The organism is Neorhizobium alkalisoli (assembly GCF_007829835.1).
GTDB lineage: Bacteria > Pseudomonadota > Alphaproteobacteria > Rhizobiales > Rhizobiaceae > Neorhizobium.
Window position 1 is genome coordinate 470667 of record NZ_VIWP01000001.1, and the last position, 20189, is coordinate 490855.

The 20189-nt window shown below is 60.7% G+C and carries 19 protein-coding genes; 4 read left to right on the plus strand and 15 right to left on the minus strand.

What is annotated here, in order from left to right; translation table 11 throughout:
- Nucleotide 1: 1 nt before the first annotated feature.
- Genes FHW37_RS02170 through FHW37_RS02185 form a run of 4 tightly spaced genes read left to right on the plus strand, consistent with a single transcriptional unit; the run spans nucleotide 2 to nucleotide 3748 of the window.
- Nucleotides 2–991: an ABC transporter permease gene (locus tag FHW37_RS02170; protein WP_145631931.1), complete on the plus strand. Its 990-nt coding sequence runs from the start codon at nucleotides 2–4 to the stop codon at nucleotides 989–991.
- Complete coding sequence (locus FHW37_RS02175; RefSeq protein WP_145631933.1) at nucleotides 988–2016, plus strand: ABC transporter permease; 1029 nt, start codon at nucleotides 988–990, stop codon at nucleotides 2014–2016. Before FHW37_RS02170 ends, FHW37_RS02175 begins: the two co-directional genes overlap by 4 nt.
- Nucleotides 2013–2333, plus strand: coding sequence for an L-rhamnose mutarotase (rhaM, locus tag FHW37_RS02180; protein ID WP_145631935.1), 321 nt, complete (start codon nucleotides 2013–2015; stop codon nucleotides 2331–2333). Before FHW37_RS02175 ends, rhaM begins: the two co-directional genes overlap by 4 nt.
- Nucleotides 2330–3748 (plus strand): FGGY-family carbohydrate kinase, encoded by a 1419-nt coding sequence (locus FHW37_RS02185; protein WP_145631937.1) that lies wholly within the window; start codon nucleotides 2330–2332, stop codon nucleotides 3746–3748. The genes rhaM and FHW37_RS02185 overlap by 4 nt, the downstream gene beginning before the upstream one ends.
- Here the strand turns inward: FHW37_RS02185 and FHW37_RS02190 are convergent.
- From FHW37_RS02190 to FHW37_RS02260, 15 genes are all read right to left on the minus strand, one after another.
- A complete protein-coding gene (locus tag FHW37_RS02190; protein WP_145631939.1) occupies nucleotides 3745–4830 on the minus strand; it encodes an ABC transporter ATP-binding protein in 1086 nt (361 codons plus the stop codon). The genes FHW37_RS02185 and FHW37_RS02190 overlap by 4 nt on opposite strands.
- A 1-nt stretch (nucleotide 4831) precedes the next feature.
- A complete protein-coding gene (locus FHW37_RS02195; RefSeq protein WP_145631941.1) occupies nucleotides 4832–5878 on the minus strand; it encodes an NAD(P)-dependent alcohol dehydrogenase in 1047 nt (348 codons plus the stop codon).
- A 17-nt stretch (nucleotides 5879–5895) separates the two neighbouring features.
- Nucleotides 5896–6717, minus strand: a complete 822-nt coding sequence (locus tag FHW37_RS02200; protein WP_145631944.1) for a carbohydrate ABC transporter permease — start codon at nucleotides 6715–6717, stop codon at nucleotides 5896–5898.
- Nucleotides 6714–7580, minus strand: a complete 867-nt coding sequence (locus FHW37_RS02205) for a carbohydrate ABC transporter permease (protein WP_145631945.1) — start codon at nucleotides 7578–7580, stop codon at nucleotides 6714–6716. Before FHW37_RS02205 ends, FHW37_RS02200 begins: the two co-directional genes overlap by 4 nt.
- A 93-nt stretch (nucleotides 7581–7673) precedes the next feature.
- A complete protein-coding gene (locus tag FHW37_RS02210) occupies nucleotides 7674–8951 on the minus strand; it encodes an ABC transporter substrate-binding protein (RefSeq protein ID WP_432442819.1) in 1278 nt (425 codons plus the stop codon).
- A 155-nt stretch (nucleotides 8952–9106) separates the two neighbouring features.
- Entirely contained in the window at nucleotides 9107–10063 is a 957-nt protein-coding gene (locus FHW37_RS02215; protein WP_145631947.1) for an AraC family transcriptional regulator, read from the minus strand.
- A 127-nt stretch (nucleotides 10064–10190) separates the two neighbouring features.
- Entirely contained in the window at nucleotides 10191–11531 is a 1341-nt protein-coding gene (locus FHW37_RS02220; protein ID WP_210249255.1) for an MFS transporter, read from the minus strand.
- Nucleotides 11532–11619: 88 nt separating this feature from the next.
- Complete coding sequence (locus FHW37_RS02225; RefSeq protein WP_145631949.1) at nucleotides 11620–12231, minus strand: DAK2 domain-containing protein; 612 nt, start codon at nucleotides 12229–12231, stop codon at nucleotides 11620–11622.
- A complete protein-coding gene (locus FHW37_RS02230; protein WP_145631950.1) occupies nucleotides 12228–13223 on the minus strand; it encodes a dihydroxyacetone kinase subunit DhaK in 996 nt (331 codons plus the stop codon). The genes FHW37_RS02225 and FHW37_RS02230 overlap by 4 nt, the downstream gene beginning before the upstream one ends.
- A gap of 4 nt (nucleotides 13224–13227) precedes the next feature.
- The gene (locus FHW37_RS02235; RefSeq protein WP_145631953.1) at nucleotides 13228–14637 is read right to left on the minus strand and encodes an FAD-binding oxidoreductase; all 1410 of its coding nucleotides are present in this window, start codon (nucleotides 14635–14637) and stop codon (nucleotides 13228–13230) included.
- Between the two features lie 36 nt (nucleotides 14638–14673).
- Entirely contained in the window at nucleotides 14674–15732 is a 1059-nt protein-coding gene (locus FHW37_RS02240) for an ABC transporter ATP-binding protein (protein ID WP_145631955.1), read from the minus strand.
- A gap of 46 nt (nucleotides 15733–15778) precedes the next feature.
- Complete coding sequence (locus FHW37_RS02245; protein ID WP_145631957.1) at nucleotides 15779–16618, minus strand: carbohydrate ABC transporter permease; 840 nt, start codon at nucleotides 16616–16618, stop codon at nucleotides 15779–15781.
- The gene (locus tag FHW37_RS02250; RefSeq protein ID WP_145631959.1) at nucleotides 16605–17576 is read right to left on the minus strand and encodes a carbohydrate ABC transporter permease; all 972 of its coding nucleotides are present in this window, start codon (nucleotides 17574–17576) and stop codon (nucleotides 16605–16607) included. The genes FHW37_RS02245 and FHW37_RS02250 overlap by 14 nt, the downstream gene beginning before the upstream one ends.
- The gene (locus FHW37_RS02255; RefSeq protein ID WP_145631963.1) at nucleotides 17573–18967 is read right to left on the minus strand and encodes an ABC transporter substrate-binding protein; all 1395 of its coding nucleotides are present in this window, start codon (nucleotides 18965–18967) and stop codon (nucleotides 17573–17575) included. The genes FHW37_RS02250 and FHW37_RS02255 overlap by 4 nt, the downstream gene beginning before the upstream one ends.
- A 126-nt stretch (nucleotides 18968–19093) precedes the next feature.
- A complete protein-coding gene (locus tag FHW37_RS02260; RefSeq protein ID WP_145631965.1) occupies nucleotides 19094–20002 on the minus strand; it encodes a dihydrodipicolinate synthase family protein in 909 nt (302 codons plus the stop codon).
- Nucleotides 20003–20189: the final 187 nt, after the last annotated feature.

Sequence of the window (20189 nt, forward strand, 5' to 3'; positions counted from 1 at the left end):
GATGAACCGTCTTCTGAAACATCGCGAAATCCTGCTTGTCGGCATTATCGCCATCATGGTTGCCGGGTTCTCCACCCGCGCGGCCGGCTTCGCCATGCCGAGCAATCTCGCCAATATCTTTAACGACACGTCGATCCTGATCATCCTGGCGCTCGGCCAGATGACGGTGATCCTGACGAAATCGATCGACCTCTCCGTCGCCGCCAACCTCGCCTTCACCGGCATGGCGGTGGCGATGACGGACGCGGCGTTCCCCGGCCTGCCGCTCGTGCTTCTCGTCGTCATGGCGATCAGCATCGGGGCCGCACTCGGCGCGATCAACGGCTATCTCGTCTGGGCGATCCAGATCCCGCCGATCGTCGTGACACTGGGGACACTCACCATCTACCGCGGCATGGCCTTCGTCCTCTCCGGCGGCGCCTGGGTCAATTCCCATCAGATGACACCGACCTTCCTCAATTTCCCGCGCCTGCCCGTGCTCGGCCTGCCGATCCTGTCCTGGATCGCGATCGTCATCCTTCTCCTGATGTGGGGGCTTTTGACCCGCACCGCCTTCGGCCGCGCGGCCTATGCGGCGGGCGGCAATCCGACCGCTGCGGTCTATGCCGGCATCGATATCGGCCGCACCCGCTTCTTCGCCTTCGTTCTCTCGGGCGCTCTCGCCGGTCTTTCCGGTTATCTCTGGGTGTCGCGTTATGCCGTCGCCTATGTCGATGTCGCGGCAGGTTTCGAACTTGATACGGTCGCCGCTTGCGTCATCGGCGGTATTTCGATTGCGGGCGGCATCGGCTCGGTGGGCGGCGCCCTGCTCGGCGCGCTGTTTCTCGGCGTCATCAAGAACGCACTTCCCGTCATCGGCATCTCGCCTTTCGCGCAGATGGCGATCTCCGGCATCGTCATCGTGCTCGCCGTCGTCTTCAACGCCCGCGCCGAGCGCCGCGCCGGCCGCATCATCCTGCGCGATCGCGGCGCCAAGGAGGTTTCCGCATGAGCGATCTTTCCGCTGAAACCCACACCGCCGGGCCACGCGCCCGCCAAACCATTCCGGATCGTCTGGGAACGCCGGTCAGCCGCATGCTCGGCAGCTGGGAAGTGCTTCTGTTCGGCGTGGCGGTGGTGATCTTCATCGCCAATTCCTTCGCCTCGCCCTACTTCCTCAATGCCTGGAACCTGTCGGACGCGACATTCAACTTCACCGAAAAGGCGATGATCGCCTTTGCCATGGCCATGCTGGTCATTGCCGGTGAGATCGATCTTTCGGTCGCAGCCATCATCGCGCTTGCCTCGACCGCCATGGGTGCGGCGGCTCAGATGGGTATCGGCACGGCCGGGCTGGTGGGGATCGGCCTCAGCACCGGACTTCTCTGCGGCGCGATCAATGGCGCACTGGTCTCAGGCCTAAAACTGCCTTCGATCGTCGTGACGATCGGCACGATGAGCCTGTTCCGCGGCATTTCCTATATCGTCCTTGGCGACAAGGCCTATGGCAATTATCCCGAAGACTTCGCCTATTTCGGCCAGGGCTATGTCGTCTGGGCCTTCTCCTTCGAATTCGTGCTGTTTGCCGTGCTTGCCGTCATCTTCGGCATCGTCCTGCATGCCACGAATTTCGGGCGCCAGATCTTCGTCATCGGCAATAACGAATTCGCGGCCCGTTTTTCCGGCATTCCGGTGGAACGGGTGAAATTCATTCTGTTTCTACTGACCGGCCTGATGTCCGGCATTGCCGCCGTCTGCCTCACCTCACGCCTCGGCTCGACCCGGCCGTCGATCGCTCAAGGCTGGGAGCTTGAAGCCGTCACCATGGTCGTGCTCGGCGGCGTCTCCATTCTCGGCGGCGCGGGCACGATCGCCGGTGTCGTCATCGCCGCCTTCGTCATGGGCCTCGTCACCTTCGGGCTTGGCCTGTTGAACGTGCCGGGCATCGTCATGTCGATCTTCGTCGGGCTGCTTCTGATCATCACCATCGCGCTGCCGATCATCGCAAGGCGCATCAAATATGCGAGCGGCAAATGAGTTTCGAAAAACACGCCTTCAAGATGAAGCTTCATCCCGGAATGGAGGAAGAATATCGCAGGCGGCATGACGAGATCTGGCCGGAACTGGTCCAGCTTCTCCACGAGGCAGGCGCCAGCGATTATTCGATCCATCTCGACCGCGAGACCAACACACTGTTTGGAGTGCTTATCCGTCCATTGGATCATGGGATGGCAAGCCTGCCGGACCATCCAGTGATGAAGCGCTGGTGGGCACATATGGCCGATATCATGGAGACCAATCCGGACAACTCGCCTGTCCAGAGCGATCTCGTGACGGTGTTTCACCTGCCATGACGGGTTTTGAAAAAATCGCCGTGCTCGATATCGGCAAGACCAATGCCAAGGTCGTCGTGCTCGATTGCGCGACGGGTGCGGAAATCGCCGAAAAGCGGACACCCAACCGGATCATCGTCGGGCCGCCTTACCCGCATTACGATATCGACGCGTTGTGGGCCTTCGTGCTCGAAGCATTGAAGGCTTTTGCGGTCGAACCCGGCTTTGACGCGATTTCGATCACTACCCATGGCGCATCCATGGCGCTTCTGGATACCGAGGGAAAGCTCGCGCTGCCTGTGCTGGATTACGAGTATTCCTACCCGCAGGCGGTTCAGCGGGCCTATGCCGCGATCAGACCGGATTTTTCCAAATCATTCTCACCGGCATTGCCGGGCGGGCTGAACGCAGGTGCGCAGCTCCATTTCCAGAAAGAGACCTTTCCCGCCGAATTTGCGCGGGCGAAAACGATCCTCACCTATCCGCAATACTGGGCTTTTCGCCTGACGGGCATAGCCGCCAACGAGGTCACCTCACTCGGTTGCCATACCGACCTCTGGCACCCGCGCGAAGGTACTTATTCCTCCCTCGTGGACACGCTGGATATCAGGGATCGAATGGCGCCGATCCGGTCGGCCTTCGATGCGCTTGGCCCGGTGCAGCCAGGGATCGCCGCAAAGTTCGGCCTTACCAAACCGGTACCTGTCTATTGCGGCATCCATGATTCCAATGCCTCGCTGCTTGCCCATCTGATCGGCCGCGAGCCGCCCTTCGCCGTCGTTTCGACCGGTACATGGGTGGTCAATTTTGCCGTTGGTGGCGATCTCGACCATCTCGATCCGGCACGTGATACACTCGCCAATGTCGATGCCTATGGCCGCGCCGTGCCATCGTCGCGCTTCATGGGCGGGCGTGAATTCGAGCTTTTTACAGCCGAACTCGGCGACCTTGATCAGGCGGCTGCGCTGAAGGCACTGCCTGACGTGATCGGCCGCAAACTCTTTGTCTTTCCAAGCCTCGCAGACGGTTCCGGACCCTATCCGGAACACAGGCGGCAATCCGGGGGTGTAGCGGACGGATCGGTGACCGAGCGTTGGGCGGCTGCCTGCCTTTACCTCGCGCTGATGACCCGAACCTGTCTCGACCTGATCGGCGCGAAGGGCATGGTTCTGGTCGAGGGGCCATTTTCGCGGAACGCGCTGTATCTCAAGCTTCTCGCTGCCCTGACGGAAAGAGATGTCATGGCAGTCTCAGGCTCGACCGGCACGGCACAGGGTGCGGCCATGCTTGCCGGCGTAATAGTATCGGAAAACATGTCCGAGGCCGGTATTGCGCCTGCGTCAATCGACAGGCTTCATGACTACGCCGCGGCATGGCGAAACGAGATGGAAGCGGGCGGAAATGATGCCCGTGTCCATCTCGTATCAAGTCATTAGGCGCGCCGTAGCGAAAGGCCGGTGCCTGCATCGAAAAGATGAAGCCGTGCCTCGTCGAAGGAGAAATGCACGACATCGCCGCTCTTCGGGCAGGAGGATGCCTTGCACAGCGCACCGACTTCCTTGCCGGCGATGGTGAACGTCACCAGCGCATCATTGCCATGGAACTCGATGAGATCGGCGATACCGGACAGAACATTGCCACCTTCGCCTTCCACACGCACAAGATCCGGCGGGCGAACGCCAAGCACGATCTTCTGCCCGGCCTTGAGATCGAAATCCCCGCCGGAAATGCGGATATCCTTGCCTTCGCCCTTCAGCAGCCAGCCATTGCCGTCAGAGGCCGCCGTGACATCGATGAAATTCATGTTCGGCGTGCCGATAAAGCCCGCAACGAACAGGGTGCGCGGCCGCTCGTAGATTTCCGCGGGAGATCCGACCTGTTCGATCGCACCTGCTTTCATCAGCACGATCCGGTCGGCAAGCGTCATCGCCTCCAGTTGGTCATGCGTCACATAGATCGTCGTCGTCTGCAGCTTCTGGTGAAGCCGGGCGATCTCGACGCGCATGTGGTGGCGCAGTTTCGCATCGAGGTTGGACAGCGGTTCGTCGAACAGAAAAACTTTTGGCGTCTTGATCATCGCGCGCGCGATAGCGACGCGCTGCTGCTGGCCGCCCGACAGTTCGGTCGGCTTCCGCGACAGGTAGGGTTCGAGGCCGAGCGTTGCCGAGACAGCCTTGATCCGCTGGTCGATCTCGGCCTTCGGAACCTTCATGCGCTTCAGGCCGAAGGCGATATTGTCGTAGATCGTCATATGCGGATAGAGCGCATAATTCTGAAAGACCATGGCGACGCCGCGATCGCGCGGCTCAAGATCGTTGACCGCAGTGCCGCCGATCGAAACAGTGCCGCCGGAAATCTCCTCGAGCCCGGCGATCATACGCAACAGCGTCGACTTTCCACAGCCGGAGGGGCCCAGGAAAACGATGAATTCACGGTCGGCGACATCGAGATTGAAGTCACGAATGACATTGATCGCCCCGTAGCTCTTGTCGACATGGGCGCAGGTGATGTTTGACATTTCAGTTTCCTCCGCCTTCCATCAGGATCTGCAGCTTCACATCCGTCGGGCGCGCCGAAGCTGCCCGTTCGAAAGCGGCGATACTGTCCCTGAAATTGAAGGTCTCGGTGATCAGCGGATTGAGATCCACCTTGCCGGACGCGATCAGCTGCAGGGCGCGGTCGAAGATATTGGCATAACGGAAGACCGTTTCGATGCGGACTTCCTTGGCGATCGCTCCCGATACGTCGAAAGTCACCGGCTCGACCGGCAGGCCGACCATGACGAGCGTGCCGCCCGGCCGGACGAGATCGAACAGACCCTTATAGGCCTTGGGGCTGCCGCTTGCCTCGAACACGACGTCCGCGCCCCAGCCCTCGGTCTCGGCACTGATCACATCCGCCAGAGAACGCTCGCCGATATTGACCGGAATGATGCCCTGATACTTGCCGGCAATCGCCAGCTTCTCGGCGCTGAAATCGGAGACGTAGACGCGGCTGCAGCCGCCGGCGAGAGCTGCGAGTGCCACCATGATGCCGATCGGGCCGCAGCCGATGACGGCGGCTACATCGCCCGGCGCGATATGGGCGCGGGCAGCTGCCTGCATGCCGATCGCAAAGGGCTCGACCATCGCACCTTCGGCAAAGGTGACATTGTCCGGCAGTTTGTAGGTGAAGGCCGCCGGGTGCACGACATAGGGCGTCAGCACACCATGGATCGGCGGCGTCGCCCAAAAGCGAACGCTCGGATCGACATTGTAGATGCCGAGCTTGGAGGCACGCGAAGAAAGGTCCGGAATGCCCGGCTCCATGCAGACACGATCGCCGACTGCAAGATTGTGGACGTTTGTGCCGACCTCGACAACCGTACCGGCCGCCTCATGGCCAAGCACCATCGGCTCGCGCAGCACGAAGGGGCCGATGGCACCGTGGGTGTAATAATGAACGTCGCTGCCGCACACGCCGACCGTGTGGATCCTGATCTTGACGTCGTTCGGACCAAGTTCCAGCGGCAGGTCGATCTCCCTGAGAGCCAGCACGCCTTTTTGCTCAAGGACAAGAGCTTCCATATCCGTGATCCTTTATTTTACGATGACTTGCGCTTGAAGGCGCTGTTGAGCATGCCGCTCAGGACTCCGATGAAGAGCAGCGGCGGAATGGAGAGAAGAACGACGGAGGCATTGAGAATGCCCCAGGGCACGTCGCGGCCCAGCTGCGTCAGTTCGGAGGCGACGATCGGCAGGGTTTTCGCATCCGAGGTCGTCAGCATCAGTGCGATGAGGAATTCGTTCCAGACCAGCACGAAGGCGAAAGCGACGGCGCCGATCAGCGACCGCGAGGCGATCGGCAGAGCAATCAGGAAGAAGACCGCGAAGGGACCGTAACCATCGACGCGTGCGGCCTCCTCGACCTCTTTCGGCACACGGGCGAAGGCCGGCACGCTCAGCCAGATCACCGTCGCCAGCGTCAGCAGCGTATAGGTAACGATCATCGACAGGCGCGTGTCGTAGAAGCCGGAATTGAGCCAGATGACCATCAGCGGAATGGCAACAGCAACGGGTGGCAGAAAGCGAAGCGACAGGACGAAGAACTGGATATCCTTCGTCCACCGGTTCGGATAACGGGCAAGCGCATAGGCCGCCGGTAATCCGAGCAAAGCGCCGACCAGAACGGCAGCGCCGGAAATCAGCACCGAGTTCACCAGGCCTGCAAAGACGCTGTCGCGGCCCAGAACATAGGCAAAATTATCCAGCGTCGGTGTGAAGAAGAAAAGCGGCGTCGGCGTGACGATGTCGACGCGGTTCTTGAAGGCGTTGAGCGTGGTCCAGAACACCGGAAACACGGCGGAGAAGGCGGCCAGTGCAAGGATGACCTGGCCGACCGTTCGGCCCATATGGCGACGGCTCATATCTTCGCCCTCTTCCAGATGAAGGTGAAGGCCACCGATGTCGCGATCATCATCAGGACCGCCATGCTCGAGGCATAGGAGATGCGGCCGGATTCGATGAACCCTTGCGAGAATGCGTACATATCAAGCGTTTCCGTGGAGATGCCCGGCCCGCCGCGGGTCATGACATAGATGAGGTCGAAGGCGCGCAGCGACTCGATCATCTTGACGAATGCAAGCGAGATCAGTGGCGCCTTGAGCATGGGCAGCGCCACATAGGCATAGATTTCCCAGGTCTTCGCATGATCGAGCCGCGCTGCCTCGAAAGGCTGTGGCGGCAGGGTTTCAAGCAGTTTCAGCACGATGACGGCGAAGAACAGGCCCCATTGCCAGACATCGACCAACGCCACGGTGCCGAGCGCCGTGAATGGATTGGACAGGAGGTCGAGTGGCTGGCCGGTAATCGCCTTATAGGGATAGGTGATGATGCCGTAGAGCGGATGAAAGGCGAATTTCCAGACGAAGGCGGCCGAGACGCGCGGCAGGATGACCGGCATCAGGAACAGCAGCGACAGGAAATTGCGCATCTTGGCCGAAGCACATTCGAAGAGAAGAATGCCGAGACCGACGGCGATGACGAGGGTCAGTGCAACCGTCAAAATTTCCCAGGTCAGCGAGACCTTGATGGCATTGAGAAAACGGCGGTCGGAAAAGAGCGCGATATAGTTTTCCAAGCCGATAAACCGGCCATCCGGACGGCTGAGTTCGCGGTCCTGGAAGGATATGAAGACCGCATAGACCGTCGGCACCAGCGCCAGCACGGCGAGGATCGCCATGGCGGGCGTCAGAAAGACGGTCGGCAGCAAAGAACGTGCGTTTTTCATGAAATCACTCCTCCGGCCGAAAAAGCGCCGTGGGGCAGAAGATCCCGGCGGGAAAACCCGCCGGGGCTGCGATACGATGTGGGTAAGAGCGCCTTACTGGCCGCGGGCAACCAGATCCTTGGCAAAGCCGTTCAGCTCGTCGAGACCACCCTTGATGTCGGTACGGGTGCCGGTGATCAGCTCTTCGAGGATGATGCCCCAGCGGTCACCCAGATCCGGCCACTGCGCGCTCTGCCAGAAGTTGACCGCGGTCACCTTGCCGGTATCGGCCAAAGCCTGACCGAGGGCTGCGCCATACATGTCGGCAAAGGTCTTGCTGGTCATGACGCTGGTGCGGTTGAGCTCGCTGAACTGGCCTTCTGCAAGACGGCGCTGTTCGTTTTCCTTCGACGTCGCCCAGCCGATGAAGAGACCGGCGCATTGCTTGGCCGCTTCGTCCTTGTTGGCCTTGGCGCCGATCGCCAGACCATGGCCATAACCACCGCCGGTGAGCGGCGTCGGAGGCGGTGCGTAGCCGATCTTGTCGGCAACCTGCGAGGACTTCTTGTCGAGCGCCATGCCGACCAGCGGCGTGGATTCGATCAGCATTGCAACCTGGCCGGAGGTGAAGGCGCCAACCGCCTCGTCCCAGCCGCCGGTCTGGCTGCCCGGAGCGGAATACTTGAACAGTTCCAGATAGGTCTGGGTTGCCTTCACGGCTGCGTCGCCATCAAAGACAGGCGTCTTGCCGTCGAACCACTGGCCGCCAAAGCCTTTGAAGAAGGGCATCCAGCGCCAGACATTCGCACCCGAGCCACGTTGGCCGCGCAGCGCGGTACCGTAAATGCCCTTGTCCGGCTGGTTCAGCTTCTTGACGGCCGCGACATACTCGTCGAGCGTCTTCGGCGGCTGGATGCCGGCAGCTTCCAGCAGATCCTTGCGGTAGACCATCAGGTCACCGCCACCGGTCAGCGGCGCGAACCAGACTTTGCCGTCATAGGTCGCGACCTTCTGGCGGCCAGGATCGAAATCCGCGTAGTCATAGTCTTTCGGATAATAGTTCTGAAGCGGTGCCAGCCAGCCAGAAGATGCAAAGAGCGCAACATTGGCTTCGTCAACATAGTACACATTGTACTTGCCGATCGTCGAAGCATCGGCCTTCGTCTTGGCGCGCCGGTCATTCTCGTTCAGATAGTCGATCTTGAAATCGGCGCCGCCGCTGAGCTTGGCGAACTCGTCCTTGTACTTTTCCAGAAGCGTCAGGCCATCGCGCGGCTGCGCGAGAACCCGGATCGTGCCGGAGCACTCTGCTGCAGATGCGAAATGCACCGAGCCGCCGAAAAATGCGCATGCGATAGCGATGCTCGAAACGAGCGTATTCATCTTCTTCATCAGATTCCTCCCTGAAGTCCCACTGCGCGAGACGATGTCCCGAATCGTCCCTGCGCCTCCCAAGCGATCAGATCGCGACTGGGATACTAGAGGTTCAGATGACTGAAACTAGCGTTTTGCATGCGCCGAATCTGTACTTTAATGCGTTAAATCGATTAGCTTTCGATCGCCCGGATCGGTCGCCTCTGGCCCGTCAGCCTGCGATAGGCGGATGGCGTCACCCTGTGCTGGCGCAGGAAGGTTCTATTGAAATTGGAAATATTCAGATAGCCGACCGAAAAACAGATGTCGGTAATCGGCATATCCGTCTCAGACAAGAGCTTGCAGGCCTGCCAGATCCTGAGCTTGTTGACGTGGTCGGTAAAACTGTTGCCGGTATTCTTCTTGAAGAAGCGGGAGAAGGCACTTTCGCTCATGCCGGCAAGCGTTGCTACGTCGACGAGATGGATATCTGAGGCCAGGTTTTCGAAAATGTAGATCAGCGAGCGCTGCAGCACGTCCAGCGTTTCGGCATCGAGTTTTGGGGCGAATTCCGGCGAGGAGAGGACTTCGTATTCGTCCGAGGCCGAGAGGATGTCGAGAAGCTGGACGAATAAAGAAAGCCGCGAAAGCCCTTTTGCCGGGCCCATGGCCTCGATCAGATCAACGGCCGCCGCCCGCGTTTCTCCGTGAAAGACCAGTCCCCGTTCGGAGCGGGCAAAGAAAAGCTCGAGCTGGGCGAATTCCGGCAGCATGGCACTGATCGACCGGACCCGCCCGGGATCGAATTGAATGACGACGTCCCTGCCCTCGATGATCTCGCCGGGTTCGGTTGCCGTGACCCAGTCATGCGGCAGGTTCGGGCCGACCACCGTCAGATAGCCGGGATGGAACTCCCCGATATGGTCGCCGACAAAAGCCATGCCGCTCGATTTGCGCAGCAGATGGATCTCGATTTCCGGATGAAAATTCCAGACGTTTCGCTCCCACGGATAATTGTCGGCACGCCACAGGAAAGTCTCGTTCACATCGGTGACGATGTGCTCGTAGGTCGGCAGATGATTGGCGGCAAGATAAGCCGTCTTGGCGCCCAGCGCACGATTGGCTGCAGTGGACTTGGTATTCTTGAGCATTTCGCGTGCCGCCGGCTGTGTCACTTTCTTCCGTTAGAAAAGGACACGGGATAGCTCCGCGTCAAGGCATCGATGCCCCTGTAGATTGCTCTACAGAGGCCCTTTTTCCAAGGATCGCTGGTGGTACTTACCTGCTATGGCTTGGCGCACCGGTTGCCGACCGAACGGGTTGCGAGGTTTTGCCCTTAGCCATAAGCTTCGGCGCCGTCTCGGGCGCGACCAGAGCCGTGGCCAGAGTGATTGCCCCGGCAATGACGAGATAGATAGACACGAGCCAGGGGTTGCCGCCGCCAGCCGCCAAGAGCAGCGTGGCAATAGTCGGCGCAAGGCCGCCGGCCACGATCGTCACCAGCTGGGTTGCGATCGAAATACCGGAATAACGCAGCCGTGGCGGGAAAAGCTCGGAGAAATAGGCCGGCTCGACGCCATAGGTTCCGCCCTGCCCGAGATTGTAGACGATCACCACCAGCGGAATGACGATAAGCGGGATACCTGTCTGCACCGCCCAGAAGAGCGGGAATGCTGAAAAGATGACGACGATCGACGAAAAGATGAACATCGGCCGGCGACCGAGATGGTCCGAAATGATGCCGAAGACATAAAAGACCCCGATCGAGACGATGGCACCGATGACATTCGCCCAGAGGATGACCGACTTGTCCATGCCGGTCGTCCTGACCGCATAGGACAGAAGGAAGGTCAGCACGATGAAGCCGAAGACGCTTTCGGAAAATTTCAGCCCGGCGACCAGCAGCATCGCCTTCGAGCTCTTGGCAAAAGCCTCCTGAACGGGGCGTTCGGCCACGTCATTTTCGCGCTGCATCTTTGCAAAATCCGGCGTTTCCTCCATCTGGAAGCGGATCAGCAGGCCGACAAAAACGAGGACGGCGCTGGCGAGGAAGGGAAGGCGCCATCCCCAGGACATGAACTGTTCATTCGGCAGCATCGAAGCCAGCGCGAAGGCGCCGGTGGACAGGGCAACGCCGATACCATTGCCCATCTGCGTGAAGGCGCCGTAACGCCCGCGCGATTCCGGCGGAGAGTTTTCAACCGAGACCAGAGCCGAGCCGCTCCATTCGCCGCCGACTGCAAAGCCCTGCACGAGGCGCAGGATGACCAGCAAGATCGGAGCCCAGATGCCGATGCTCGCCGCCGTCGGCAAAAGGCCGATCAGGGTCGTCGCGACGCCCATCAAGAGAAGCGTGGCAACGAGCGTCGCCTTGCGTCCGACCCGGTCACCCAGATGGCCGAAGACGAAACCGCCGATCGGACGCGCGATGAAGCCGGCGCTGAACACGCCGAAGGAACTCAGCATTCCGACAAGAGGCGTATCATTGGGAAAGAAAAGCTGGCCGAAAACCAGCGCCGAAGCCGTGCCAAAGATGAAGAAGTCGTACCACTCGATCGCGGTGCCGACCATCGCCGCGGCAGCAGCCTTGCGGCTTACGCCCTTTGGAATTGTCGTCATGTCATCCTCCCATTTCCTGACCTGCATCCCCGGAGACGAATGCAGGCTTTTACCTGTCTTTGTAAAGCCGCGCTTACGCGGCATGACGTCAGTCTTGCGCCAAAGCTCCACAGAGTTTGGCAAATGCCAGCATTCCCGGATCGTCCATGCCGATCGTCGCATCGGCGAACATCCGTGCACGGCCGATCTTGTTCGGCTTGCCGCGGTATTCATCGAGAGCGACAAGCGCCGCAGCAGCGGCCTTGTTTCTCGCGTCGGAACCTCCGCTGATCCCTTCAAGGGCAGCGGCAACGGCATCGAGCCCGTCCAGCACGGTCTTGTCGCCCAGCTTGGCGCCGCCGCGGGCCATCATCGTATCCCGCGCCTTGCCGAGCATCGGGCCGAGTTCGGTGATGGGAGCGGAGGACCGGCCCTTGGTTTCCTTGGCGAAGGTCATCAGCGCCGTTGCGAAAAGCGTTCCGAGGCTCGATCCGGTCGCCGTCGCCGCCGCGCGGGCGTAAGTGGAAAAGGCAGCGCCCAGGTCAGCATCCGCTGCGATCGTCGCGCCATCCAGCGCGCCGATGACACGGGCAAGCATGCCACCCGTATCGCCGTCACCGAGCTTCGCATCGGCGTCATTCAGCTCCTGCTCCAGCCCGACCATTGCCCTGGCGGAAACAGTCGCGGCCCATTTGACTTCATTGATGCCGAAATCGCTCATCCAACCCTCCAGAACGGGCAATAGGCAGGAGCGGCAAGCAGCGTCTTCAGCTCGTCGTCAAGGAAGCAGAGGCTGATCGAGGCGCCGGCCATTTCCATCGAGGTCACATAGTTTCCGACCAACGGCTGCACGATGCGCAGACCGCTCTTGCCGAGTTTTTCCGCGGCGCGGCGATAGAGGATGAACAGCTCTTCCAGCGGCGTGGCGCCCAAGCCGTTGACGAGGATGGACACTTCGGAGCCGGCATTCTTCGGCGCTTCGGCCAGCAGGCGGTCCAGCATTTCGTCGGCAATCTCGTCGGCCGGCTTCAGCTTGTTGCGCCAGATGCCGGGCTCGCCATGGATGCCCATGCCCATCTCGATCTCGTCGTCGCCGATCGTAAAGGTGGGCTTGGCCGAACCGGGCACCTGGCACGGCGCCAGCGACACACCGATCGTGCGGGTGGCAGAAACGGCGCGTGCGGCGATCTCGGTCACCTCGTCGAGATCCGCATCGGTCTCGGCCTTGGCGCCGGCGATCTTGTAGGCATAGATGATGCCAGCGACGCCGCGGCGCTTCTGGCTTTCCTCGGGCGCTGCACTGGCAATATCATCCGTGCCGAGCACGGTCGTCGTGCGGATCTCGTCTTCCAGCATTTCGCCGGCCATGTCGAAATTCATCCGGTCGCCGCCGTAATTGCCGTAAAGGCGGAGCACACCACGGCCGCCATGGGCAAGCTTGATCGCATCCATGCAGGAGCCGACATTCGGGCCTTCGAACACGTTGCCGATCGAGCAGGTATCGAGCAGGCCTTTGCCGACATAACCGGTGAAAAGCGGCAGGTGGCCGGAGCCGCCGCCGGACGCTATGCCGACCTTGCCCTTGCGGGCACCTTCCGCCCGGCGGATCACGCGGCCATTCTCGCCGTCACGCACGAGCGACGGATTGGCGAGCGTCAGGCCATCCAGCGCCTGATCGACGAAATCCGCCGGCGCATTCATCAGTTTCTTCATATGATTATACTCCCTTGCCTTGAGGCAACATCTTTCCGGGGTTCATGATGCCGAGCGGATCGAGCGCGGCCTTGATCGCCCGCATCACGTCGAGCGCCTCGCCGTGTTCCGCTTCCATGAACCGCATCTTGTGAAGGCCGATCCCGTGTTCGCCGGAGCAGGTGCCGCCGAAACGGATCGCTCTTTCGCTGACGCGGGCGGCCAGTTCATCCGCCCTTGCGGTTTCCTCGGCATCTGCCGGATCGTGCATGATGCCGAGATGGAAATTGCCGTCGCCGACATGGCCGACGATCGGCGCCACCATGCCGCTCTTCAGAATGTCTTCCTTGGTCTCCATGATGCAGGCGGCGAATTCGGAAATCGGCACGCAGGCATCCGTGCCCATGTTGTTCTTGCCGGGGCAGAGCCATTTCGTCGCGTGATAGGCATTGTGACGTGCCGTCCAGAGACGCGTGCGAGCCTCCGGCCGCTCGGCTTTGAGAAAATCCTGGGCGCCGAAGGACAGCGCCAGTTCCTCCATGTTCGAAAGGTCCTCGCTAACGCCATTCGGGCTGCCGTGAAATTCCATGAACAGGGTCGGCTTTTCAGCAAAACCGGTCAGTTTCGAGTAACCGATGCAAGCCTTCATCTGGACTTCGTCGATCAGCTCGATGCGCGCGACCCGGAGTCCGGATTGCAGCGCGGCGGAAACGGTGCCGACAGCATCCTCGAACTGATCGAACTGGCAGGTCGCAGCAACCACCGCTTCCGGCAGCCCCTGCAGGCGCAGCTGGATTTCGGTGATGATGCCGAGCGTGCCTTCGCTGCCGACATAAAGACGGGTCAGATCCAGTCCGGCCGAGGATTTTCGCGCGCGGCCGCCGGTGCGGATGATCCGGCCATCGGGTGTGACGACGGTAAGGCCGAGCACATTTTCGCGCATCGTCCCGTAGCGGACGGCATTGGTGCCGGACGCACGCGTTGCCGCCATGCCGCCGATCGTGGCGTCGGCACCGGGGTCGACGGTGAAGAACAGGCCCTGCGCCCTCAGTTCATGGTTCAGCTGCTCGCGGGTAACACCGGCCTGGACGCGGCAATCGAGAGACTCGGCCGAGACATCGAGAATGGCGTTCATGCCGGTGAGATCGAGGCTGATGCCGCCACGGATCGCGGCAACCTGCCCTTCGACGGATGACCCTGCCCCGAAAGGCACGACGGGGACATTGAAGCGGCTGCAGAGTTCAAGCACTGCCGCGACTTCCTCGTTTCTCTCCGCAAAAACGACGAGATCCGGAAGGCCGGCATCCGCCACGCCTTCCCCATGGCTGTGCTGCTCGCGCAGAGCCATGGAGTCCGCGACGCGATCGCTGAGAAGATCGCGCAGCCGATCGACAAAGCCGCCATCAAGGCCCTGTCTTGGCGGGATGACATTCATGCTGGAATTCTCCATTGCATCGGTCTGCCACCCGCCTCAGGAAAGGCGTGCGCCGCCTGCGGCATCGAACATGTGCTCGGCGCCGGGCTGGAACTGCAGGAAAATCCGGTCGCCGGGCTTGGCCGTCGTGCGATCCTTGACGACCGCGGTGACGCTGGTTTCACCGACCTTGAGGAGCAGAACCGTTTCCGCGCCCGTCGGCTCGACGATCGAGACGGTCGCAGGAATGCCGGAAGCCGCAATCGTCATATGTTCGGGGCGGATGCCGTAAACGATCTTGCGATTGCCGATCGCGCCGCCAGCCGAACTCGCCGACGGAAGTTCGATGCCGCCTTGCGTCACCACCTTGCCATTGGTCCATTCGGCCGGAATGAAATTCATCGACGGGGAGCCGATGAAACCGGCGACGAAGAGATTGGCCGGACGGTCATAGAGATCGAGCGGTTTGCCGACTTGTTCGACCTTGCCGTCGCGCATCACGACGATCTTGTCGGCCATGGTCATGGCCTCGATCTGGTCATGGGTGACATAGACCGTGGTGGTCTTCAGGCGCTGGTGCAGGCCCTTGATCTCGGAGCGCATCTGCACGCGCAGCTTGGCATCCAGATTGGAGAGCGGCTCGTCGAACAGAAACACTTCCGGATCGCGGACGATGGCGCGGCCCATGGCAACGCGCTGACGCTGGCCGCCGGAAAGCTGCTTCGGATAACGGTCGAGAAGCTTGGTCAGGTCGAGGATTTCGGCTGCGCCATCCACGGCCGACTTGATTTTCGCCTTGTCGGTCTTCTGCAGTTTCAGCGAGAAACCCATGTTTTCGGCGACCGTCATATGCGGATAAAGCGCATAGTTCTGGAACACCATGGCGATGTCGCGGTCCTTCGGCGGCACGTCGTTGACGACGCGGCCGGCGATGTTGATCGTGCCGTCCGAGATCGTCTCCAGGCCGGCGATCATCCGCAGCAGCGTGGACTTGCCGCAACCCGAGGGGCCGACCAGGGTGACGAATTCGCCATCCTCGATATCGATCGACACGCCATGGATGACATTGACCGCGCCATAGGCTTTCTTGACGCCTTCGATCCTCACACCATTCATTTCCATTCCTCCCAGAATATCTTGTTCAGGCTGGCGCGTCGGCGCGCTAGCCCTTGACCGCGCCAGCGGTCATGCCGGCGACGAGGTATTTCCGCATCAGAAGCGAGAAGGCGAGAACAGGCACCATGATGAGCGTGCCGCCGGCGGCAATCTTGCCCCACTCCCAGCCCTCGTAATTCATGAAATTCACCACCTCGACCGGCGCCGTCATCGCATTGTTGCGGGTAAGCGTCAGGGCAAAGAAGAAGTCGTTCCAGGAATAGAGGAAGCAGAGGATGGCCGTCGTCACCAGCGCCGGGCCGGACATCGGCAGCACGATCACCATGAAGGTCTTCCACAGGCTCGCGCCGTCGATCCAGGCGGCTTCTTCCAGCGCGCGCGGCGTGCCGTCGAAGAAATTCCGCATCAGCCAGACGACCAGCGCCAGGTTGAAGGTCAGGTAGACGATGATCAGGCCAAGCCGCGTGTCGAGCAGGCCCATATAGCGATAGACGAGGAAGTAGGGGATGGCGAAGGCGACCGGCGGCGCCATGCGCGAGGCCAGGATCAGCAGCGACATCGTCCGTTCCTGCTTCATCGTTGCTCGCGACAACGCATACGCGCCGGGCGTGCCGATCAGGAGAGCGAGGATCGTCGAGACCGAGCTGGTGATGAAACTGTTCATCATCGAGGAGGCGAAACGGTCGCTCCACAACGATGTGTAGTTTTCCAGCGTCGGCTTGAAGAAGAAGCCGTCTATGCCGGCAAAGATATCGTCCGCCGGCTTGAAGCTCATCACCACAAACCACAGGAACGGCAGGAGGGTGATGATGGCCAGCACGACGACGATCGTGTTGGCGATGAATTCGTTGCGCCGCGCGGCAGCGGCAAGCTTACTGGTCGCCATTCGAGCCTCCCGAGACTGCGCGGACGATCACCCAGCTCAGGACAACGATCATGGCGAGCAGGACCATGGTCACCGCCGACGAATAACCGATATAACTGAAGCTGAAGGACTGGACGAAGATGTAGTAGTTCGAGACTTCCGTGACCGAACCCGGACCGCCATCCGTCAGGATATAGATCAGCGGGAAGGTCTTGATGCTGTCGATCAGCCGGAAAAGGCCGGCGACCATCAGCGTCTGCTTGAGATAGGGCAGCGTGATGTACCAGGTGAGCTGCCATGTGCTGGCGCCGTCCACGACGGCTGCTTCGCGCTGCTCTTCCGGCATCATCGCAAGTGCGGCCAGGATGATCAGCATGGTAAAGGGAAACCATTCCCAGGTATCGGCAACGACGATCGCCGAAAGCGCCCAGGCGGCATTGGTGATCGGCGTCTGGATATTCCAGCCGAGGACCTGGAACAGCCACCATGCGGGGCTGATATCCGGCGAATAAAGAACCTTCCAGATGATCGCGACGACGATCGGCGGCAGGACCATGGGCACGAGGAACGAGGTGCGCAGCGCATTCATCAGCGGCGTGCGGACATTGAGCAGCAGCGCGATGCCGAGGCCGAATAGAAGCTGGAGAACAACGGTGACCAGCGAAAGCTTGGCCTGGACCCAGAGACTGTTATGCAGCCGGTCATCCGTCAGCAGCGTCCGATAATTGACCAGCGGATCGGAAAAGTCCCAGGCCGTTGCCGGATTGGCGAGATTGAGCGGCGTGAAGCTGGTGATGAGCAGATAGAGCGTCGGCAGAAGCGTGACGACGCCCAGAATGGCAAGGACGGGTGCAAGCAGCAGCCAGAAGAAGCGCTGGCGCTGCTTTTCGAAGACGGGGAGAACCCCCGCCTTCGCATAGACGCCCCTGGCCGACCCGGGTCCAGATCGGCCGCGATTTCCTACCTCGACGGCGCTCACAACTTGACACCCGCTTTTTTGATGTCCTCGATCGCCTCGGCCTGAGCCGATTTCATCGACGTTGCGGCATCGGCCTGACCGCTGGCGATACGCTCGATCGCCTTGTTGATCTTTTCGCCCGCCTGCGGCCAGACCGGAACGGTGCGATAGGCCATGTAGCCGTCGCGGCCGCTGCGCTCGAGAACGTCGAGATACATGGCGGCGATGTCCTGGCCGTTGATGGTCAGCGCCTGTTTGTACCGCGGGTCTTCGATGATCGACCGGCGTGGCGTCGCAAGGCCGCCCATTTCCAATGCGGTCTTTTCGAATGTCTTCTTGGAGGTCGCCCACTGGATGAAGGCCCAGGCGGCGTCCTTCTGTTTCGAACCGGCCGGGATGCCGTAGGCATTGGCGTTGCAGGCGGGGAAGGAACCCTTCGGACCGGCCGGCATCAGCGCGAACCGCACCGTATCCTTGACCTTGGAGTCATCCGACTTGGCCAGCGGCAGCAGCCACGACATGGCATTGATGCGCAGGTTGGCACGGCCGGCGAGCTGGTTGCGCATCGCCTGGTCGTCCGTGTAGGAGAGCACGCCCGGCGGGCAATAATTCGACAGGAGGTTCGCGTAATAGGTTGCCGCTTCGATCGCCTCGGGGCTGTCGAGAACCGGCATGAGGTCCTTGGGAGGATCGCGAAATACCTTGCCGCCAAAGCCCATCAGGTAGGGCGGGAAATTCCAGTGATGCAGGCGGTCGACAACGAAGGCCGAAACGCCGCTCTTGTTATGCGTCGCCTTGCAGACTTCCGTCAGCTCGGCAAGCGTCGTCGGCATGGCGATGCCCTGCTTGTCGAGAATGTCGAAGCGCGAGGCGGCCATCATCATGGCGCCGGCTTCCCAGGCAAAGCCGTGCAACTCCTTCTTGTCATTGTAATAGGCGACCTGCGTGCCGCTGACGAAATCGTCCGGATTGAAATCGGCGGCCGTCTTGTTCGGGTCACTCAGGAAATCGTTGAACGGCGTCATCCAGCCGGCGCTGATCCAGCGCCCGGAGAAGGAATGAGTGATGTTGCAGACGTCGTAGCTCGAACCATGCGTCGACAGCTCGAGGTCCATGCGCTGGTTATAAACCGGGAAAGCCTGCAGATCGAACTCGACCTTCATGCCGGTCTGTTCTTCGAATTCCGGTAGAAGCTTCTGGATATAGGTATGGAAAATGTGCTGGAACGCGGCGATGCGCAGCGTCGTTCCGGAAAACTGCTTGGTCTGCGCCAGAACGGCAGGTGCTCTCAAGCCCATGGCCGCCATGGCGGAGCCTGCAAGAGCCACTCTGAGAACATCACGCCGGAAAACGCCGGCCGATACGGCGGTATCCACCGCAGTTTTATTGCTGCCTGTCTTGCTGCTGTTCATGGGGTTCCTCCTCCACGTTATATCCAGGCACGGACATCGTCCGCGCGGTTCCTCCTCAAGATCCCGGCCCGCGACAGGCCGGGATCGATATCACGACGTCGCGCCCTCTCCGCGCGACACGGTGACTTATGCGGCCTTTGCGAGCTGAGGGTCGAATTCGAGCAGGGCTTCGAGAGCTGGCCGGATCTTTGCCTTCTGCGCTTCGGAAGCGACCGGCATCGGATGACGTGGCAGGCCCACTTCGCCGCCCTGCAGTTCAAGGCAATATTTCACCAGGGCCGGGAGATTCTCGTGGCCCATCAGGTGCCAGAAGATGACGAGCTTGTCGTGGATCTTCTGCGCCAGTGCATGGTCACCCGCCTTGACGGCATCCCAGAGTGCAACGCAGGGGCCGGGTGCCGCGGTCGGCGAAGCCGCCAGCGTGCCCTGGGCGCCCATCATGAAGCAAGGATAGAGAAGATCGTCGATCGCCGCGAGGATCGACTTGCCCTTCGGTGCGCGGATGACGAGTTCGGCAGCGCGGGAAATATTGCCCTGGCTCTGCTTGATGCCGATCACGCCGGGGATCTCTTCCAGCATGCGGATGACGAGGTCGGCGCTGAGCAGGTTCCACGGGATGACGTTGTAGATGACGAGCGGAATGCCGGTCTCCTCCCAGATGCGCTTGAAATACTGGAACATGGCTTCTTCGCCATAGTCGAAGACGTAATAGGTCGGGGTGACCTGCAGTGCCGCAACGCCGAGGCCCTTCAGCGCATTGGCGCGCTCGATGACTTCACGGGTGCTGTTGGCGATGATGCCGGCGACGACCGGAACCTTGCCGTTCACTTCTTCCAGGGTCGCGGCAGTGACGCGGCGCAGTTCGTCGGGGCTGAAGGTAAAGCCCTCGCCGGTGCTGCCGCCGAGGCAGACGCCGTGGACGTTCTTGCTCAGGATGAAACGGGTATGCGCACGAAACAACTTCTCGTTGATTTCACCATCTGCATTGAACGGGGTGACGAGTGCGGGAATGATCCCCTTCAGTTCAACGGCCATTTTGGATTATCTCCTCTCCAATGAATGTCCGTCCGAGTATATGCGCCGCCAATTTGGGCGCAAATTTTAAAAACCTAACAAAATCAATATATTAAAATTGCTGCGGCGCACAGTTGTCTCATTTTTTGGGACGAGTTTTCGAATTCCCTTGCAAGCCGCTTCGTCTTTCAGCAGACTTGGCAGCGGG

Excerpts from the sequence above, each read along its gene's own strand:
- FHW37_RS02170 (WP_145631931.1), top strand. The coding sequence starts at position 2 with ATGAACCGTCTTCTGAAACATCGCGAAATCCTGCTTGTCGGCATTATC.
- FHW37_RS02175 (WP_145631933.1), top strand. The coding sequence starts at position 988 with ATGAGCGATCTTTCCGCTGAAACCCACACCGCCGGGCCACGCGCCCGC.
- rhaM (WP_145631935.1), top strand. The coding sequence starts at position 2,013 with ATGAGTTTCGAAAAACACGCCTTCAAGATGAAGCTTCATCCCGGAATG.
- FHW37_RS02185 (WP_145631937.1), top strand. The coding sequence starts at position 2,330 with ATGACGGGTTTTGAAAAAATCGCCGTGCTCGATATCGGCAAGACCAAT.
- FHW37_RS02190 (WP_145631939.1), bottom strand. The coding sequence starts at position 4,830 with ATGTCAAACATCACCTGCGCCCATGTCGACAAGAGCTACGGGGCGATC.
- FHW37_RS02195 (WP_145631941.1), bottom strand. The coding sequence starts at position 5,878 with ATGGAAGCTCTTGTCCTTGAGCAAAAAGGCGTGCTGGCTCTCAGGGAG.
- FHW37_RS02200 (WP_145631944.1), bottom strand. The coding sequence starts at position 6,717 with ATGAGCCGTCGCCATATGGGCCGAACGGTCGGCCAGGTCATCCTTGCA.
- FHW37_RS02205 (WP_145631945.1), bottom strand. The coding sequence starts at position 7,580 with ATGAAAAACGCACGTTCTTTGCTGCCGACCGTCTTTCTGACGCCCGCC.
- FHW37_RS02210 (WP_432442819.1), bottom strand. The coding sequence starts at position 8,951 with ATGAAGAAGATGAATACGCTCGTTTCGAGCATCGCTATCGCATGCGCA.
- FHW37_RS02215 (WP_145631947.1), bottom strand. The coding sequence starts at position 10,063 with ATGCTCAAGAATACCAAGTCCACTGCAGCCAATCGTGCGCTGGGCGCC.
- FHW37_RS02220 (WP_210249255.1), bottom strand. The coding sequence starts at position 11,531 with ATGACGACAATTCCAAAGGGCGTAAGCCGCAAGGCTGCTGCCGCGGCG.
- FHW37_RS02225 (WP_145631949.1), bottom strand. The coding sequence starts at position 12,231 with ATGAGCGATTTCGGCATCAATGAAGTCAAATGGGCCGCGACTGTTTCC.
- FHW37_RS02230 (WP_145631950.1), bottom strand. The coding sequence starts at position 13,223 with ATGAAGAAACTGATGAATGCGCCGGCGGATTTCGTCGATCAGGCGCTG.
- FHW37_RS02235 (WP_145631953.1), bottom strand. The coding sequence starts at position 14,637 with ATGAATGTCATCCCGCCAAGACAGGGCCTTGATGGCGGCTTTGTCGAT.
- FHW37_RS02240 (WP_145631955.1), bottom strand. The coding sequence starts at position 15,732 with ATGAATGGTGTGAGGATCGAAGGCGTCAAGAAAGCCTATGGCGCGGTC.
- FHW37_RS02245 (WP_145631957.1), bottom strand. The coding sequence starts at position 16,618 with ATGGCGACCAGTAAGCTTGCCGCTGCCGCGCGGCGCAACGAATTCATC.
- FHW37_RS02255 (WP_145631963.1), bottom strand. The coding sequence starts at position 18,967 with ATGAACAGCAGCAAGACAGGCAGCAATAAAACTGCGGTGGATACCGCC.
- FHW37_RS02260 (WP_145631965.1), bottom strand. The coding sequence starts at position 20,002 with ATGGCCGTTGAACTGAAGGGGATCATTCCCGCACTCGTCACCCCGTTC.